The organism is Streptomyces sp. NPDC059169, from assembly GCF_042755225.1.
Taxonomy (GTDB): domain Bacteria; phylum Actinomycetota; class Actinomycetes; order Streptomycetales; family Streptomycetaceae; genus Streptomyces.
The window spans coordinates 292,278-310,086 of record NZ_JBHZCF010000009.1 but is presented as its reverse complement, the minus strand read 5'-3'; the positions used below and the strand labels follow the sequence as shown (position 1 = coordinate 310,086).

Sequence of the window (17,809 nt, the reverse complement as noted above, 5' to 3'; positions counted from 1 at the left end):
GTCACGCGTGCCGGCTGCCCCCCTTCCACTCTTCCATGATCCGGACAACGTTCTTCGCCGCACGGCCGTCGCCGTACGGGGTGCCGGGGTCGGCGGTCGGCACGGCGCGGGTCACCGTCGCGGCCCACTCCTCGGGGGAGAGGGCGTGCGGGTCGGGAACGAGGACGTTCCAGCCGGTGTCGACGGTTTCCACCCACTCGGTCTCCGGGCGCACCGTGGTGCAGATGCGCTCCAGCAGGAACGCCTCCTTCTGCAGGCCGCCGGAGTCGGTGACCACGCCGGAGGAGGCCAGCACCGCTGCGATGAGACCGGCGTACGGCAGCGGGCGGCCGACGTGCACGTTGCCCTGCGCCAGGCTGATGCCGTGCGCCTCGGCGCGCGCGACGAGGCGCGGGTGGGCGAGCAGTGCCACCGGGACCGGCAGCTTGGCCAGCGACTCCAGGATGGCGGAAAGTCGCTCAGGGTCGTCCGTGTTGTCCGGACGGTGCAGCGTCGTCAGCAGGAACGGCTGCGCCGGGTCGATTCCCTCGGGCAGTACGGGCGCGGGGTGCTCGCCGGCGCGCACGGCGTCCCGGATCTTCAGACAGATGTCGACCATGACGTCGCCGGCCAACTCGGCGCGGTGGGCGAGACCCTCGCCGGCGAGGTGGCGCATGGCCTCCTCGGTCGGGGCCAGCAGCAGGTCGGCGCAGTGGTCGGTGAGGACGCGGTTGTGCTCTTCCGGCATGCGCCGGTTGAAGGAGCGCAGGCCCGCCTCCAGGTGCGCCACCGGCAGATGCATCTTCACCGCGGAGAGCGCACCGGCGATGGTCGAGTTGGTGTCGCCGTAGACCAGCACCCAGTCGGGCTTCTCGCGCTCGAGGACCGGGTCGAGGGCGGAGAGCACGGAGCCGGTCTGTACGCCGTGGCTGCCGGAGCCGACGCCGAGGTGGACATCAGGGTCGGGGATGCCGAGACCGTCGAAGAAGACGTCGGAGAGGTCCGCGTCGTAGTGCTGCCCGGTGTGCACGATCACGTGCTGGTGCTCGGTCTCCGCGAAGGCCGCCGCGATGGGGGCGAGCTTCACCAATTGAGGACGGGCTCCGACGATGCTGATGACTTTCACTGAGCACTCTTCTTCTCGGTCCGGGCAACGGCAGGCGTGTCACGGTCTCACACCGCTGGTAATGGTAGGCAATCCGCGCACTGACCAGGCCCGGTGCATTCCGGCCGCACCGGGCTCATGCCGTGTCCCTGCCATGGTCAGGACGCACGTGCTCGGCCGCCGCCGACCGCATAACGATTTCGTGAACCGTGTGCGTACTTCGGGAGAAATCGGCCACCCGAGGCCGTGGCCAGTGCCAAGACCGCTGGTGGGGGCGCTCGTGGACGGTCAGCGGCCGTCGGTGGCGACCTTCCCCGCGGGCACCCAGTAGCCCGTGAGGGCCCCGGTCGAGATGCGGCACATCGGCCTGCCGTTGACGATCGCCCGGCGGTCGAACGGGGCGGAGGACGGCTTGGCGAACGTCACGGTGCGGGTTCTCTCTCCTCTCCGGCCCGTGCTGGGCCGGTAGCACGTCACCGGGGTGTCGGCGGGAAAGGTCAGCGTCCGTGCCGGGCGGTACGTGGTGGGAAGGTGCTCGCCGACGAGGAAGACCCGGGGGAACGCCTCGCCCGCCCACCAGCCCTCGTACGCTCCCTGGGCGATCCGGTAGGCGACGCCGCGACCCCGGATGCGTCGGCGCCGGTTCACCGGAGCCTGGGTGGTCCTGGTGAAGGTCACCTTTTTCCGGGCCAGCTCGGCGTCACCCTCGGAGGCGACGAAGTCGCCGTCCGCGTCCGTCGCGTAGCGGTACAGGGTGTGCGTACCCGCAGCCAGGACGGCTCGGGAGCCGGCGCGCACGAACCCCGCCGGGAAGTCGTCCGTCAGCACGTCGCTCATGTGGGCGAAGCGCGGGTTGCCCGTCTGCCAGTGCAGCTGACGGAACAGGTTGATGTGGTGCTGGTGGTACGACGGCGTCGGAATCCGGTGCGTCAGGCAGTAGTACGACGCCCACCGCCGGTTGCGCAGGGCGGGGAAGTGGTGGTCCACCGTCGTGCACGCGCCGTCGTACAGCTGGGCCGCCAGCGTGTTGCCGGTCGCACGGACGTAGTCCCAGAGGCCGAACATCGCGAAGATCATGCCGTTGTACGTGCAGTCGCCCGTGCCGGGCTCCGCCCCCGGGTACTCCTGGATCCACAGGTAGCCGTCGCCGTCGCGGTTGACCACCCAGGGGGCGGCGTCGTCGGCGCGGAGCAGCGAGGCGAACGCGCCGTCCGCGGCTGACCGGTACAGGGCGCGCTCCTGCTCGGTGACCGCGTCCAGCTGCGCGAGCTGGATGAAGAGGCTGATCGCCTCGCCCTGGGCCATCCCGGAGTACCAGGGCGCCCGGTAGGAAACGCCGCCGTGTGACGGGTGCGTGAAGTCGAAGGGGTACGGGAAGTACCAGGCGCCGCGGGCCTCCACCCGGGTGTCGATCAGACGCTGTGCCTGGGTCTTCGCCCGCCGGAGGAAGAGTGCGCGGCGGGAAGGGTCCGTTTCGGTGCGGTGGCTGGTGAGGCAGCCCAGCGCGAACTGGATCTGGCTGACCGGCTGGTCGTAGCCGGCGGCGGTACGCCTCGGCCGGTACTTCAGGACGCCGGAGGCGTCGAGGTAGGTGTGGTCGCCGTCCGGGGTGACGTGGGCCCAGGCAGTGGGCCGGTCGCGCCACGGCTGCATGGACTCCGGCAGGTCGGATCGGGTGCGGTAGCCGGCGGTGTGGAAGAGGAACGGCAGCGTGGCCGGGACGCTGCCCCGGTCGGGCGCGGGGGCGCGGTTCGTTCGGGGCGGCCGCAAGGGCGCGTCGGGCGTGGTGACCACTCCGCCGGCGAGTTGGTCCGGGAGCGGGGGGAGCGGCGGCTCCGTGGCCGGTGGTGCGGCCGGGGCTTGCGGTGCGGAGTGCGCGGCGTCGGCCGTGCCGGTCAGGGCGGCGCCCAGCGCGGCGCCGCCCGCGAGGTGGAGGAAGACCCTGCGGTCCAGCGCGGAACGGATGTCTGCGGCCACGACCGTACCCCCGGAGGTGTCGGACAAGATCAGCGAAGACCAGCGATGGCTGCGGATCCTATGGGGAGGCGGTGGGGGGCGGGCGCGACGAACACGCAGAAGCCCGGAAGGCCGACTCGATCGGGTGGCGCGTCGGCCTCTCGGGGCTGTTCCGTCGTGGGTAGCCGGGCGCAGAGCGTCGCATGTGTGCGCCGTCGTGCGCCGGGCGCACACAGCGCGGTCGCGGAGCGAGAGCCGATACGCCCGTCTCACGCGGTCGCGTGCGCCGGTCCGATGGGACTACGCGTGGCGCTCGATCAGCACGCCGTCCTTCTCGTCGTACAGGGAGCCGCTCTGCGGGCACTCCCACACCCCCGGCTCGCCCTCCCGCTCGACCAGGCGCACGCCGGTCCGGCCGACCCAGCCGATCCGACGTGCGGGAACACCGACGACCAGCGCGAAGTCCGGGACGTCCTTGGTCACGACCGCGCCCGCGGCCACCATGGCCCAGCGGCCGACACGGACCGGCGCGACGCACACCGAGCGCGCCCCGAGCGAGGCGCCCTCGGCGACCTTCACTCCGACGGCCTCCCAGTCGCCCCCGCGCTTCTGCTTGCCCTCGGGGTCCACGGACCGTGGGTTGTGGTCGTTGGTGAGGACCACGGCGGGACCCACGAAGACGCCGTCGGCGAGCTCGGCGGGCTCGTAGACCAGGGCGTAGTTCTGCAGCTTGACGTTGTTGCCGATCTGCACACCCGTCCCGACGTAGGCACCGCGACCCACCACGCAGCCCTCACCGAGGCGCGCGCCTTCGCGGATCTGGGCGAGCTCCCACACGCTGCTGCCGGCGCCGATCTCGGCGGTCTCGTCGACCTGGGCGGTGGGTTGGACCCTGTAGTTCACTTCTCTGCCTTCCGGTGTCGGGCTTCGCCGGAGAGCATACGGGCCCGCTCCCTGGCCGGGACCGCTCGTGCGGGGGCCCGGACGGCAACCGCTCAGCGACGACGTTCCTCCACCGCCGACGCCAGCTGTCCCACGAACACCAACGTCACGAGGGAGACCAGCGTCGACCTGAGCACGCCCGTCTCCGGTGACCACCAGGAGTGGACCGCCGCCGAGCCGAAGAAGAGGGCGGCGGCCGTTCGCAGCAGCCACCAGCGGGCGCGGCGCGGGGCTGGCCGTTCGCCTCCCGTGCCCACGAGCAGGCGCTCACCGTCATCCGCCAGGGTGTCGCGCAAGCCCGCGAGGAGGCCGCGACGCTCCAGCAGCCGGGCCTGAGGGAAGCCGGCGAGCACATCGGATCGCTGCCCGAAGTCCTCCGGGAGAGGGGGGAGACCGAGAGCGGCCACGAGCGCCGCCTGGCTGCGGGCCGGTGACGCCGGAGAACGCAGCAGGGCGGTGAGCGGCCGCGGGTCGGGGACGTCGTACGTCCGGGCGAGGGCGGCCGCGGTGGCCGCCGCGGAGGTGTGGTCCCCGACCGGAGCGGCCGGGTCCCACGCATGGGCGGCGATCTCCTTGCCCTTGTGGAGCAGGGTGAAACCGGCGACACCGCCGGCCCTGCGCAGTACCAGCGCGGGCCATTTCTCCCCGGTGGTGAAAGTGTCCGCTGCCGCCGTCAGCCGATCCTCACCGTTGATCAGGCTCGCCCTCCGGCCGGGCGAGGCGTCCGGGGCGAGCGCCACGTAACTGCTGGCGTCGTCAGCCGGGGCGATCCTCAGCGGGACCCCGCACATCAGGGCCGCCTCGGCGACCTTGGCGGGTGGGGCGGCGGCTATCGCCAGGAGGTGGACGGTGGGCCCGGCGGGGAAGTCCGGGGCCGGGGCCGCGGCGCGGTACGACCTCCGGGAGAACAGGGGCGTACGGCTCGCGATCTGCATCCGTACGCCGGTGCGGAAGTCCAGGAACTCCTGGCGGGCGTCCCCGAAGTAGGCCCAGGGATGGGTGCGCGCCTGGACCCCGATGGCCCGGAAGACGTCCAGCGCCTCGGTGAACCGTTTGCCGAGGACCAGCATCAGGGCCAGTTCGTTGCGGAAACCGGCCGCCTCGGGGTCCCCGGGCGCGTAAGAGGAGGACAGTTCCCGTGCTCGGTCCACGGCGCTCGTGATCCGGGAGCGGTCGATCAGTCCGTCATCGCCCGCGCGTGCCACCACCTCGTACTCGATCGCGGCGGACAGGGGGAGGGCCCGTAGCTTCGACCCCGGCAGGGACTGCTCCGCGGCCCCCTCGGCGAAGGCGAACATCTCCCGGTGGGAGCCGTGCCACCTCGCGCACAGGTACCGCAGTGCCGCGGAGTGGCAGCCGTGATGGTGTGGGGAGCGGGCGGTGGCTTCGGCCCAGTACGCGTCGAAGAGGGTGCGCGGAGCCTGGATGCCGCGGGCGTGGGTGAGGGCGATCCGCCACGGCACCGGATCGTGGGGGTTGAGCTCGACGGCGGCACCGACCACCGGGACCGCGTCCTCAAGCAGCGCGAAGAACGCGCGCAGCTGCTCGCGCGGCACCTGGTCGGCGCGGGCACCGGTGCGGATCGCCCAGGCACGGCGGATGCAGAGGTCGGCCTTGACCAGCATCGCGTCCGGATCCTCGGGTGACTCGGCCAGCCAGGCGTCCAGCCAGCCGTGGTGGTGCAGGGCCGTGCGGGCCAGTGCGGAGACATGATCGCTGCGCCGCTCCCACTCGGCACCGGACCGGGTGGCCGCCAGCAGCTCCTGCGCCGGGCCGTGATCACCGGCGACGGCCGCGGCTGTTGCGGCGCGCAGCGGAGCGGGCCGCTCGTCGAGCAGGACCGCCTCGTCCGGGGGGAGGTCGGCGCCCACGGTCGAGCCGTGCCGGAGTAGCCGGGGCAGGGTGATGAAGGAGCGCAGAGGCACGAGCGGTCATTCAACAGGCAGAGAAGGTCTTCCCACCAGAGATCGCACGGCTCGTCGACCCCAGGAGGCACAGAGCGGGCTGGTTTGACCCCTTGCGGCCCGCCCCGTAACCTGGACCGTCGGCGTGTCTCCATGCACGCCAACTTCTGAGCAACTCCCTCCGGCTCCGCCGGAGAGGCCGTTCGCCCTCGTGGACAGCTACGGGTCCCCGACCCGTGCGGGACGGCTGGCATCAGAGGTTTCCGTTCCGAGCGAGAGAGAGATCCGCGTGTACGCCATCGTGCGCAGCGGTGGTCGCCAGCACAAGGTTGCTGTCGGCGACATCGTTGAGGTTGACAAGATTTCCACTGCCAAGGTTGGCGACACGGTCGAGCTCTCGACCCTGCTCGTTGTCGACGGCGACGCCGTGACGAGCGACCCGTGGGTGCTTGCCGGGATCAAGGTCCAGGCCGAGGTCGTGGACCACCACAAGGGCGCCAAGATCGACATCCTGCGCTACAAGAACAAGACCGGCTACCGCCGTCGTCAGGGCCACCGCCAGCAGTACACGGCGATCAAGGTCACGGCGATCCCCACGGCTGCGAAGTAAGGGACTGAGGAGAGATGGCACACAAGAAGGGCGCATCGTCCACCCGGAACGGTCGCGACTCCAACGCTCAGCGGCTCGGCGTGAAGCGCTTCGGCGGTCAGGTCGTCAACGCGGGTGAGATCCTGGTCCGTCAGCGCGGCACGCACTTCCACCCGGGCGCGGGCGTCGGCCGCGGCGGTGACGACACGCTGTTCGCGCTGCAGGCTGGTGCGGTGGAGTTCGGTACCCACCGCGGCCGCAAGGTCGTGAACGTCGTTCCGGTCGCCTGATCCAGGCCCCGTAGAACGGTTCTTTCGCGAGGGCGGACCTCTCTTCCCCTACGGGAAGCGGGTCCGCCTTTCGCGTGTTGTGCCGTAGCACGGCACCGAGTCAGACATCTCGCACAGTCAATTCTGGAGGCACAACCATGACCACCTTCGTGGACCGCGTCGAGCTGCACGTCGCCGCGGGTAACGGAGGCCACGGCTGCGCCTCCGTCCACCGTGAGAAGTTCAAGCCGCTCGGCGGGCCGGACGGCGGCAACGGCGGTCGCGGCGGCGACGTCATCCTCACCGTCGACCAGTCGGTCACGACACTGATCGATTACCACCACTCGCCGCACCGCAAGGCGACCAACGGCAAACCGGGCGAGGGCGGCAATCGTTCCGGCAAGGACGGCCAGGACCTGGTGCTCACCGTGCCCGACGGCACGGTCGTCCTCGACAAGCGGGGCAACGTCCTCGCCGACCTCGTCGGGCAGGGCACCACCTTCGTGGCGGCGGAAGGCGGCCGCGGCGGACTCGGCAATGCGGCGCTCGCCTCGGCGCGTCGCAAGGCGCCCGGTTTCGCACTGCTCGGTGAGCCCGGCTACGCAGGCGACATCGTCCTGGAGCTCAAGACCGTCGCGGATGTGGCGCTGGTCGGCTACCCCAGCGCGGGCAAGTCCTCGCTGATCTCGGTGCTGTCGGCAGCCAAGCCGAAGATCGCGGACTACCCGTTCACGACCCTCGTGCCGAACCTGGGTGTCGTCACGGCAGGTTCGACCGTCTACACCATCGCGGACGTCCCCGGTCTGATCCCCGGGGCCAGCCAGGGCCGTGGACTCGGTCTCGAGTTCCTGCGCCACGTCGAGCGCTGCTCCGTGTTGGTGCACGTGCTGGACACGGCGACGCTGGAGTCCCACCGTGACCCGGTCTCCGACCTCGACGTCATCGAGGAGGAGTTGAAGAGCTACGGCGGCCTGGACGACCGCCCCCGGATCGTCGTCCTCAACAAGATCGACGTCCCGGACGGCAAGGACCTCGCCGAGATGATCCGCCCGGACCTGGAGGAGCGCGGCTACCGCGTCTTCGAGGTGTCGGCAGTGGCTCGCACGGGCCTGAAGGAGCTGTCGTTCGCGCTCGCGGACATCGTCGCCAAGGCGCGTGCGGCCAAGCCGAAGGAGGAGGCGACCAGGATCGTCATCCGCCCGAAGGCGGTCGACGACGCGGGCTTCACGGTCACCCAGGAGGAGGACGGCCTCTTCCGCGTGCGGGGTGAGAAGCCCGAGCGGTGGGTGCGCCAGACCGACTTCAACAACGACGAGGCCGTGGGCTACTTGGCCGACCGTCTCAACCGGCTCGGCGTCGAGGAAGAGCTCATGAAGGCCGGTGCCCGCGCCGGCGACGGCGTCGCGATCGGCCCCGAGGACAACGCGGTCGTCTTCGACTGGGAGCCGACGATGATGGCCGGCGCCGAGATGCTCGGCCGTCGCGGCGAGGACCACCGCTTCGAGGCGCCGCGACCGGCGGCGCAGCGCCGCAAGGACCGCGAGGCCGAGCGCGACGACGCGGAGCGCGAGTTCGACGACTTCGATCCGTTCTAACCGCACAGTCCTCACCAGAGCGTCCCGTCGGGGCCCCGGGTTACAACCCGGGGCCCCGACGTCTGCGTTGGCGCAGACGGCAGGTGGGCTGCCGGTCTCGTTGGGCCCGGGCAGCCGGACGGAACCGGGGACGGGGCGTGGGGTACGGAGGACGGACGAAGAGTGAGGAGGCACAGCCGAACCGCTCAGGTCGTGAGCGGAATAAACCTGCTGCTCCGAATCACCGTCTTCCAGGCGGGGGTGGGGCAATGTGCCCCAGCAGAACTGAAACGGAGCGTTGATGAAGGTCTCCTTCCTCATCCACACCATCTACGGCATCGGTGGCACCATCCGCACCACGCTCAACCTCGCGGAGGAACTCGCCGGGCGTCACGAGGTGGAGATCGTCTCCGTCTTCCGGCACCGGGACGAGCCTCTCTTCGCGATCGATCCGCGCATCACCGTCGTCCCGCTCGTCGACACCCGCCCCAAGTCCCCGACGAACGAGAAGGAGCACCCGCTCGCCCTCCAGCCCGCTGAGTGCTTCCCGGCCCGTGACGCGCGCTTCAAGGAGTACAGCAAGCTCACCGACGCGCGGGTGCGCGACCACTACGCGCATTCCGGTGTGGACGTCATCATCGGGACCCGGCCCGGCCTGGTGGCGTACACGGCCCAGTTCGCTCCCGACCACGCCGTGCTCATCGGGCAGGAGCACATGACCCACAACCACCACAAGCCGGAGCTGCGCGCCGAGATGCGCCGGTACCTCGCCGCTCTCGACGCCTTCGTCACCGTCTCCGAGGGCGACGCGGCGGTGTGGCGGGAGAAGATGCCGCTTCCGGACACCCGGGTGCTGGCGATCCCGAACAGCGTGCCCGAACCGATGGTGGCCCCCTCCGACCTGAGCGGGACGACCGTCGTGGCGGCCGGGCGCCTCGCTTCAGAGAAGCAGTACGACGTCCTGATCGAGGCGTTCGGCAAGGTCGTCGTCGAACGACCCGAGTGGACCCTGCGCATCTGCGGCTGGGGCAATCAGAAGGACCGACTGCGCAAACGCATCGACGAGCTCGGCCTCTACAACAACGTGCAGCTCATGGGCCCGCGTTCGCCGATCGAGCCGGAGTGGGTCAAGGGCGCGATCGCCGTGTCCACCTCGCGCCACGAGTCGTTCGGCATGACCCTCGTCGAGGCGATGCGGTGCGGGCTCCCGGTCGTCTCCACCGACTGCGACTACGGGCCTCGCGAGATCATCGCGGACGGCGTCGACGGGTTGCTCGTCCCGGTCGGTGACGCCGAAGCCGTAGCCGCCGCCCTGTTGCGGCTCATCGACGACGAGGACCTGCGCCGGCGCATGGGCGCAGCCGCCCGTTCCCACGCCAGCCGCTTCGACCCCGGCCCCGTCGCCAAGCAGTACGAGGAACTCTTCGCCTCTCTGGGCGCGGGCTCCCGGATCCCCGCCGGCTGCTACGCCGGAGGGGCCGGTGCCCACCTGTCCGCCGTAGCCGGATCCCCTTCCGCGGAGGGGGCGTCGCAACCCCCCGCGCACGGAATCCAACTCCAGGAACCCGTCGCGGACTGCGTCGTCGAGCACAGCGGTGCGGTCACCGTGAAGTTGCTCGGCGAGCGCGGGGACGTCTCCCAGCTCGTCTGTGTGCATCCCGCCCCCGCCGTCGCCGACCTCGTCTTCCCCTTCGACGCGGACGGCCGCGCAACGGTCCCTGCGGACCGGGACTTCGCCGAAGGCATCTGGACCTGCCACACCGCGGGGAGCGGGTCAAGGGAGGAGCGCCGGTCGCTCACCACCCGCGCCGTCGATCAGCGCGGGGCGATGCGGTCGGCCGAGCGCCTCCGCTCCGGCGATCCCGTCCGCACCCTCGTCCCCTACGTACGGCAGGGTTCACTCTCGCTGCGCTCCTGGGCGCGCTCCGTCCACGCCGAGTCCGCAGAGGTGACGGTCTCCGGTAGGGACATCACCGTTTCCGGACGCTTGTTGGGCGAGGCGCAGCCGACTGGTGATCCCGTGCTCCTGATGCGCCGACGCGGCGCGGACCAGGGCGAGTTGGCGTTCCCCGGTACCCGCGAGGGCGCAGACGGTTTCCGCTGCACCGTTCCGGTCGGTGCGCCGGTGGGGATGCAGGTCGCGGCTCATGATGTGTGGGACCTCTGGCTGCGGTACGCCCCCGACGCCGAGCCCGCCAGAATCGGCCGCTTCCTCGACGACGTGGTCGAGAAGGGCGGCGTGTACCCGTACCCGCCGGTCGTCGTACCCAAGAAGCGTCCGCTGGCGCTGCTTCGCGCCATGGTGCGCAGACTGCTCTCCAAGCCCCGGGACGAAGTCACGGTGAAGATCTTCTTCAGTGCCGGGAACGAACTTGTGATCAATGTCGTCGACAAAGCGACGGGGTAACGCTGCGCCGCGTGGGCCACATGTGGTATCAGTCACCCCTTCACCGTCCCACATCCCTGACAACGCCCCTGGCCATGGGGTGAACGCAGGGTTTCCACAGGGTGCGGAGCGCCTGGTGACCTCCTTGCGGGACGGTCACGCTGAGTGCGACCATCACATCGTCCCCCAGTCATCGCAAGGTAGGTCGTTCTGTGTCTGTGCCGCACGCCGCAGCCAAGCCCCGCACCACAGCAGTCGTGCTCGCCGGTGGTACCGGCCAGCGCGTGGGGCTCGCGATCCCGAAGCAGCTGCTGAAGATCGCCGGGAAGGCCGTCATCGAGCACACGCTGACGATCTTCGAGCAGGCGGAGGCCATTGATGACGTGATCGTGCTGATGGCACCGGGTTTCGTGCCCGACGTCGAGAAGATCATCGCCAAGGCCGGGCTGACCAAGGTGACCCGTGTGATCGAGGGCGGTGCGACGCGCAACGAGACCACCGAGCGGGCCATCGCGGCACTCAGCGAGGGACTCGCGGAGGGTGAGGACCGCAACGTCCTCTTCCACGACGCGGTGCGCCCCCTGCTGTCACAGAGGGTGATCGCGGACTGTGTCAGCGCCCTCGATCGCTACCAGGCGGTCGACGTCGCGATCCCCTCGGCCGACACGATCATCGTGACCCGTACGCACGGTGAGGACGGCGAGTTCATCACCGACGTCCCGGACCGCTCCCGGTTGCGCCGCGGCCAGACGCCGCAGGCCTTCAAGCTGTCCACGATCCGGCGGGCCTACGAGGTTGCTGCGGGTGACCCCAACTTCCAAGCCACCGACGACTGCAGCGTCGTACTCAAGTACCTGCCCGACGTGCCGATCTACGTCGTCGCAGGTGACGAGTACAACATGAAGGTGACCCAACCGGTCGACGTCTTCATCGCCGACAAGCTCTTCCAGCTGGCCTCCACCGCCGCCCCGCGCCAGGCGGACGAGGCCGCCTACCGTGAGCTGCTCTCCGGCAAGACCCTGGTCGTGTTCGGCGGCTCGTACGGCATCGGCGCGGACATCGCCGCCCTCGCCGAGCGCTACGGCGCGAAGGTCTACGCCCTCGGCCGTTCCACCACGGGCACGCATGTCGAGAACCCGGAGCACGTCGATGACGCCCTCTCCAAGGCCTACGCCGAGAGCGGCCGCATCGACTACGTCATCAACACCGCCGGCGTGCTGCGGATCGGCAAGCTCGCCGAGGCGGACAACGCGACCATTCAGGAAGCGCTGAAGGTGAATTACCTGGCGCCCGTGCAGATCGCCCGTGCGTCGTACAAATATCTGGTGGAGACAAAGGGGCAGCTGCTTCTTTACACCTCGTCCAGCTACACCCGCGGTCGAGCCGATTACAGTCTCTACTCGTCCACCAAGGCAGCCATGGTGAACCTCACGCAGGCCCTGTCCGACGAATGGGCGGCCGAGGGAATCCGTGTGAATTGCGTCAACCCGGAGCGCACGGCCACACCGATGCGCACCAAGGCGTTCGGCCAGGAGCCGGCCGGTTCGCTGCTGTCCTCCGAGGCCGTGGCCCGGACCTCGCTGGACGTGCTGCTTTCCGACCTGACCGGCCACGTCATCGACGTACGCCAGCAGGACCCGACCCGCGGGGCCAGCGAGGCCTCCGGGTTCGAGCAGGCCCTGGCATCCGTGCTGGACCGCCAGGAGGACGTGTAATATTTCCGCTGACGAAAAATTCGGGCCTCTGCAATCGCTGCTGGCGATACAGAGGCCCGAGTTCATGAAGCCCCGGCTTCACAATTCCCTGCAAGTGTGAATTAACCGGCACCTTTGGAGCAGGTTCTTCGTGATTTCGACCGCCATTCGACTGGCTCGTGTGGGCAGCCGGTCAGAGCTGGCCGCAGCGGCCCTGATGGGGCTGGGCTATCCGTGCGTCATGATCGCCGCGTTGGTCCCGAGCATCTGGATGTTCGCCGCGGCGGGTGCGGTGACCTACGTCGCCGACTGGTACCTGCACCAGCGCGGCAGCTACCTGGTCAACCGTCTGAACAAGGTCCGGGCCGGTCTGCCGATCCGCTTCCTGCTCCGCCAGCTACTGCTGATCCTGCTGCTCGCCCGTGAGGGCCTCGCCGAGCAACCGCTCTTCTACGCCGCGGTCGCGTGCTTCCTGCTCTTCTACGGCCTGCAGGCTCCGCACGGCGCACTGACCACCCTGATCCGACTGCGCCGGACCATGCCGGTCGTCACCCGCAACGTCGACCTCAACGCCGTTCGCATCCCGGACGCCCCGCCGAAGGTCCTGCTGCACCGCTCCACCGAGAAGATGCTGCATCTTGACATCCCGGCGATGGCGGGGGTGATCGTCGCCGCCGCCGGCGGCAACTACACCGTCGGGTACGTCGGCACTGCCGTCACCATCGGGCTCGGCCTGCTCTACACCGCCGCCCTCGTACCGTACGTGCGCCGCCGGCGCCGGGTGCCGTCCGGCCCAGCGGTGCTGAAGGCCGTGCAGACCTGGCTGAACGAGTACCAGCCCACCGTCGCCTTGTACTTCTCCGGCTCGGACGAGTCCGCGTACCAGGTCAACATGTGGCTGGACACGATGGAGCAGATCGACGGCCGGCCCGTGATCATCATGCGGGAACGCGGTCTCGTCGCCAAGCTCAACGAGACCGACGTGCCCGTGCTGTGTATTCCGGGCGGCCAGCACCTGATGGCGATGAAGCTGGACACGGTCCGGGTCACGCTGTACCCCGCCAACGTCGGCAAGAACATCCACATGCTGCGCGTACCGACCATGAAGCACGTCTTCATCGGTCACGGTGACAGCGACAAGCTCGCCAGCGTCAATCCGTTCTCCAAGGTGTACGACGAGGTCTGGACCGCCGGACGTGCCGGCCGCGACCGTTATGCACTCGCCGACGTCGGCGTCCGCGACGACGACATCGTCGAGGTGGGCCGCCCCCAGCTCGCCCCGATCGAGATCGGTGGCGGGGCGCCGAAGAACCCGATCCCGACCATCCTCTACGCCCCCACCTGGGAGGGCTGGGACAACAACCCGGGCAACACCTCCCTGCTGCTCGCGGGCGAGAACATCGTCCGACGCTTGCTGGAGGCCGAACGGCCCGTCCGTGTGATCTACAAGCCGCACCCCTTCACCGGCATCCGCAACAAGAAGGCCAAGGCCGTCCACGAGCGGATCACGGCAATGGTGCAGCGGGCCGCCGCCGAGCGGGCCGCCGACCCCCGCTGGGCCGGCGAGGCCGCCGCCGCGCAGGCCGGCCAGTCCGCAGCACGCGCCGAAGCAGCCCGCATCGAGGCCCGGCTGGCCGTGCTCTGCACGCCCGGTCGCGCCGGCGGCGACGAGGCGGAGGAGTCCCGCGTCTCCCTCGCCGACCCCCAGCGGCTCGCCGAGATCAAGGCGTTGCGCGCCGAGTGGAACGCCGCGTACTGGCGTACCTCCGGCTGGTGGGAACACAAGATCGTCACCGGCTCCGAGCCCAAGCTGTACGACTGCTTCAACGAGTCCGACGGCATGGTGTCCGACATCTCCAGCGTCGTCTCGGACTTCATCGCGAGCGGCAAGCCGTATGCGGTCACGGACTCGGCAGAACTCGGTGCCGAGGAGTTCAGGCGGCAGAACACCGCCGTGCGCGCCGCCGTCATCCTCTCCAACAGCGCCGACGGGCTGGACCAGTTGCTGGACGCCGTGGCGGACCCGGCGGCCGACAGCCTGGCGGATGCTCGTGCCGAGTTGAAGAAGTACCTGCTCGGCCCGGACGAGCCCACCTCCATCGAGCAGTTCGACGCGGCGGTGCGGGCGCTCGCCGCCAAGGCCGAGGCTCGCAACGCCGGCGTGCTGCAGCGCATCGGAGCGCAGGCCATCGGCGAGCTCGACCGGGAGTCGGACGCCGGCGGGATCGACACGGGCGGTGCCGAGGACAAGGCCAAGGAGGCCGGCGGGGCGGAGGCCACCACACAGGTCGCCGGCTGACCTGCGGCAGCGCGGGACATCGGCCGAACGGCCCGTAGGCCCCCCTGACCGGGGCGGGCTTGCGGGCCGTTGCGCGTGCCGTCACGACCCCGACATGCGTGCTGTGCACGATGGACGAATGTCCGACTCCCCCTCGGGTGCCCCGGACGTCACCGTGGTCATCGGTGCGTACGAGGCGATGCCCTATCTGATCGCGTGCCTCGACTCGGTCGAAGCCCAGACGCTGGGCCCGGCACGGATGGAGGTCGTCGCCGTCGACGACGGCTCCACCGACGGCACCGGGGAGTACCTGGACGCGTTCGCCGCCCGTACGGACGTCCCCGTGAGGGTCGTGCACCAGCCCAATTCCGGTGGCCCGGGCGCCCCGCGCAACACCGGCCTGGCCATGGCCCGCGGTCGCTACGTCTTCTTCCTCGACGCCGACGACCACCTCGGGCAGGAGGCTCTGGAGCGCATGGTGGCGATGGCGGACAGGGCCGGCACGGACGTCGTCCTCGGCAGGGTCGAAGGCGTCAACCGCAGGGCCGCGACGTCGATGTGGCGGCGGACCGTCGACCGCGCCGACATCTATACGTCCAACGTCAAGTTCACGCTCAGCGCCCAGAAGCTGTTCCGCCGGGACCTGCTCGTGACGCACGGCATGACGTTCGACGAGTCACTGCGCACCGGCGAGGACGCACTGTTCACGATGGAGGCGTACCTGCGGGGCGCCGGGGTGTCCGTCATCGCTGATTACACGTGCTACTACCTGGTCGGTCGCGAGGACGGGAAGAACCTGACGAAGACCGGTGGGTACGAGCCGCGCTTCGACTCGGCCAGGGCGCTGATGCGGCTGATCGCCGGGCTTCTCCCGCCGGGCACCCGGCGGGACCAGCTGATGGTGCGCCCGTTCACGGTCACGCTGCTGCCGCAGTTCGGACCCGTGGTCCTGCGGCAGCCCGAGGAGATCCTGCGCCACAAGATGCAACTCGTCGCGCCGCTCATGGCCGACCACTGGACGCCGGGCGTGGCCCGGAGACTGAGGGTCGAGGAACGGCTCCGACTCACCTGCGCCGCGCTCGACAAGCCCGATGCCCTGCGGGACGTGCTCGCCTTCGTCCGCGCCGGTACCCCTCCCGCCGTGGTGCACCGACGCGGAAGGGACTACCTCGCCTATCCCCACTTCGCCGACCCGGCCGCGGGGATCCCCGACTCCGCCTATGAGGTCACCGTCACCGAGCGGGTCGCGGGGAAGCGCATCGACCCGCACCTGTCGCTCGTACGGCGGGTGACGCGCCGGGTCCGGCGGTACGTGGGCCACGGCCTGGGGAGGACTCCCTTCAAACGGTGGGCCTAGAGCACCCGCCGGCAGGACGGGGGCTCGTGCGTGCCGCACTCCCGCCGCCCGGACCGTGCTCGGTGGACGACCACAGCAGTGCCGCCCCGCAAGACCGACGTCCGCCCGCGGACCACGCCGTCACGGGAGGGCCCGGCTCGGGACCCTCGATCCCCCGGCGGGGCGGCCGGGGGACCGGCGACGATCGCTACTGCGGCGGACGACCATCCGTCCCGGTACACGACCGGTGTCCGACGAGGCGACAGAGCCGGCTCCGCGTACTGAGGTGTGCCGGGTACGGTCCAAGGCGATAGCAGAGCAAACTTTCATCGGTCGAAAGTCGATTGGGCCGATGGATGGGGTAAAGCTCCTTTTCCGCTGACCCTTTGAAGGTTCGTCACCATCGGCACCGCGCACCGCCCGGCTCCGGGTGTTCCCGGGTGCACGTGTCCGACTGACGGGTGGTCCGCGGTGGGAGAAGGGTCGCCGCTCCCTGGCTCCGGTCCCGGCTGCCGCCCGGATCGACGTCCAGCGGCTGATATGGATGCGCGCCAAACCGGGTCCCTGGCATAGATTCGCCACGTGACAGTGGCAAGGCAGTACGTATCGGAAGCACGCAGGATCGTCGTCAAGGTCGGCTCCTCCTCGCTCACCACGGCCGCCGGCGGCCTCGACGCGGACCGCGTGGACGCCCTCGTCGACGTACTCGCCAAGGTCCGCAGCGGCGGCGAGAAGGAGATAGTGCTGGTCTCCAGCGGAGCCATCGCCGCCGGGCTCGCGCCCCTCGGGCTGGCCCGCCGCCCCAAAGACCTGGCCCGACAGCAGGCCGCCGCCAGCGTCGGCCAGGGACTGCTCGTCGCCCGCTACACCGCTTCCTTCGCCCGCTACGGCGTCCGGGTGGGGCAGGTGCTCCTCACCTCCGACGACACCAGCCGGCGCGCCCACTACCGCAACGCCTATCGCACCCTCGACCAACTCCTGGCCATGGGTGCGGTCCCGGTCGTCAACGAGAACGACACCGTCGCCACCGACGAGATCCGCTTCGGCGACAACGATCGGCTCGCCTCCCTCGTCGCCCACCTCGTACGTGCCGACCTGCTGGTGCTCCTCTCCGACGTGGACGGCCTGTACGACGGGGACCCGAGGAGGCCCGGCGCGTCCCGGATCGCCGAGGTACGGGGACCGGACGACCTGATCGGGGTCGAGATCGGCTCCGCCGGCAGGGCGGGCGTCGGTACCGGCGGCATGGTCACCAAGGTCGAGGCGGCCGGCATCGCCGCGGCCGCGGGGATCCCGGTCGTGCTCACCTCCGCCAGCCGCGCCGCCGCCGCCCTCGCAGGTCACGACACCGGCACGTATTTCCACCGCACCGGCAGGCGCTCCGCCGACCGGCTGCTGTGGCTGGCCCACGCCTCCACCCCGCAAGGGTCGCTCACCCTCGACGACGGTGCCGTGCGCGCCGTCGTCCACGGCAGGAAGTCGCTGCTGCCCGCCGGGATCGCAGCCGTCGACGGGGAGTTCAGCGCCGGCGACCCGGTGGAGCTGCGCGACTCCACGGGCCGTGCGGTCGCCAGGGGCCTGGTGAACTTCGATTCGAAGGAGATGCCGCAACTCCTCGGCCGCTCCACCCGTGACCTCGCGAAAGAACTCGGCCCGGAGTACGAACGGGAGGTCGTACACCGGGACGATCTCGTCGTCCTGCTTCCGTGATTCCACCCTGAAACGGCTGAAACTCCTGGTTTCCGACAAGGACCTTTACCAAAACCGCCCCACGTCCCGTCCCGGGCTGGTCAACTT

General features: G+C 70.2%; 12 protein-coding genes. 8 read left to right on the top strand and 4 right to left on the bottom strand.

Features of this window, described 5'->3' with window-relative positions; genetic code table 11:
• Position 1: 1 nt before the first annotated feature.
• From wecB to ACFXOM_RS19400, 4 genes are all read right to left on the bottom strand, one after another.
• Positions 2-1,105 carry a non-hydrolyzing UDP-N-acetylglucosamine 2-epimerase gene (gene wecB / locus ACFXOM_RS19415; protein ID WP_384945291.1) on the bottom strand — a complete coding sequence of 368 codons (1,104 nt, stop codon included), beginning with the start codon at positions 1,103-1,105 and terminating at the stop codon, positions 2-4.
• 267 nt (positions 1,106-1,372) lie between these two features.
• Positions 1,373-3,061, bottom strand: a complete 1,689-nt coding sequence (locus ACFXOM_RS19410) for a D-glucuronyl C5-epimerase family protein (protein ID WP_384932601.1) — start codon at positions 3,059-3,061, stop codon at positions 1,373-1,375.
• Between the two features lie 279 nt (positions 3,062-3,340).
• A complete protein-coding gene (locus tag ACFXOM_RS19405) occupies positions 3,341-3,943 on the bottom strand; it encodes an acyltransferase (RefSeq protein WP_384932598.1) in 603 nt (200 codons plus the stop codon).
• A gap of 92 nt (positions 3,944-4,035) precedes the next feature.
• Positions 4,036-5,907, bottom strand: a complete 1,872-nt coding sequence (locus ACFXOM_RS19400; protein WP_385038584.1) for a hypothetical protein — start codon at positions 5,905-5,907, stop codon at positions 4,036-4,038.
• A 268-nt stretch (positions 5,908-6,175) separates the two neighbouring features.
• Between ACFXOM_RS19400 and rplU the strand changes: the two genes are divergently transcribed.
• The 8 genes from rplU (at position 6,176) to proB (ending at position 17,722) form a co-directional block, all read left to right on the top strand.
• Positions 6,176-6,496 carry a 50S ribosomal protein L21 gene (gene rplU, locus ACFXOM_RS19395; protein ID WP_017944922.1) on the top strand — a complete coding sequence of 107 codons (321 nt, stop codon included), beginning with the start codon at positions 6,176-6,178 and terminating at the stop codon, positions 6,494-6,496.
• Positions 6,497-6,510: 14 nt separating this feature from the next.
• On the top strand, positions 6,511-6,765 hold the full coding sequence (gene rpmA / locus ACFXOM_RS19390) for a 50S ribosomal protein L27 (protein WP_055703572.1): 255 nt from the start codon (positions 6,511-6,513) through the stop codon (positions 6,763-6,765).
• A gap of 137 nt (positions 6,766-6,902) precedes the next feature.
• Positions 6,903-8,339: a GTPase ObgE gene (obgE, locus tag ACFXOM_RS19385; protein WP_384932590.1), complete on the top strand. Its 1,437-nt coding sequence runs from the start codon at positions 6,903-6,905 to the stop codon at positions 8,337-8,339.
• A gap of 280 nt (positions 8,340-8,619) precedes the next feature.
• A complete protein-coding gene (locus tag ACFXOM_RS19380; RefSeq protein ID WP_384932587.1) occupies positions 8,620-10,725 on the top strand; it encodes a glycosyltransferase family 4 protein in 2,106 nt (701 codons plus the stop codon).
• A gap of 191 nt (positions 10,726-10,916) precedes the next feature.
• On the top strand, positions 10,917-12,419 hold the full coding sequence (locus ACFXOM_RS19375) for an SDR family NAD(P)-dependent oxidoreductase (protein ID WP_384945302.1): 1,503 nt from the start codon (positions 10,917-10,919) through the stop codon (positions 12,417-12,419).
• A 130-nt stretch (positions 12,420-12,549) separates the two neighbouring features.
• Positions 12,550-14,697, top strand: a complete 2,148-nt coding sequence (locus tag ACFXOM_RS19370; protein WP_384932581.1) for a hypothetical protein — start codon at positions 12,550-12,552, stop codon at positions 14,695-14,697.
• Positions 14,698-14,815: 118 nt separating this feature from the next.
• Positions 14,816-16,033: a glycosyltransferase family 2 protein gene (locus tag ACFXOM_RS19365; RefSeq protein WP_384932578.1), complete on the top strand. Its 1,218-nt coding sequence runs from the start codon at positions 14,816-14,818 to the stop codon at positions 16,031-16,033.
• A 561-nt stretch (positions 16,034-16,594) separates the two neighbouring features.
• The gene (proB, locus tag ACFXOM_RS19360) at positions 16,595-17,722 is read left to right on the top strand and encodes a glutamate 5-kinase (protein WP_384932575.1); all 1,128 of its coding nucleotides are present in this window, start codon (positions 16,595-16,597) and stop codon (positions 17,720-17,722) included.
• Positions 17,723-17,809: the final 87 nt, after the last annotated feature.

Excerpts from the sequence above, each read along its gene's own strand:
- rpmA (WP_055703572.1), top strand. The coding sequence starts at position 6,511 with ATGGCACACAAGAAGGGCGCATCGTCCACCCGGAACGGTCGCGACTCC.
- obgE (WP_384932590.1), top strand. The coding sequence starts at position 6,903 with ATGACCACCTTCGTGGACCGCGTCGAGCTGCACGTCGCCGCGGGTAAC.
- ACFXOM_RS19380 (WP_384932587.1), top strand. The coding sequence starts at position 8,620 with ATGAAGGTCTCCTTCCTCATCCACACCATCTACGGCATCGGTGGCACC.
- ACFXOM_RS19365 (WP_384932578.1), top strand. The coding sequence starts at position 14,816 with ATGTCCGACTCCCCCTCGGGTGCCCCGGACGTCACCGTGGTCATCGGT.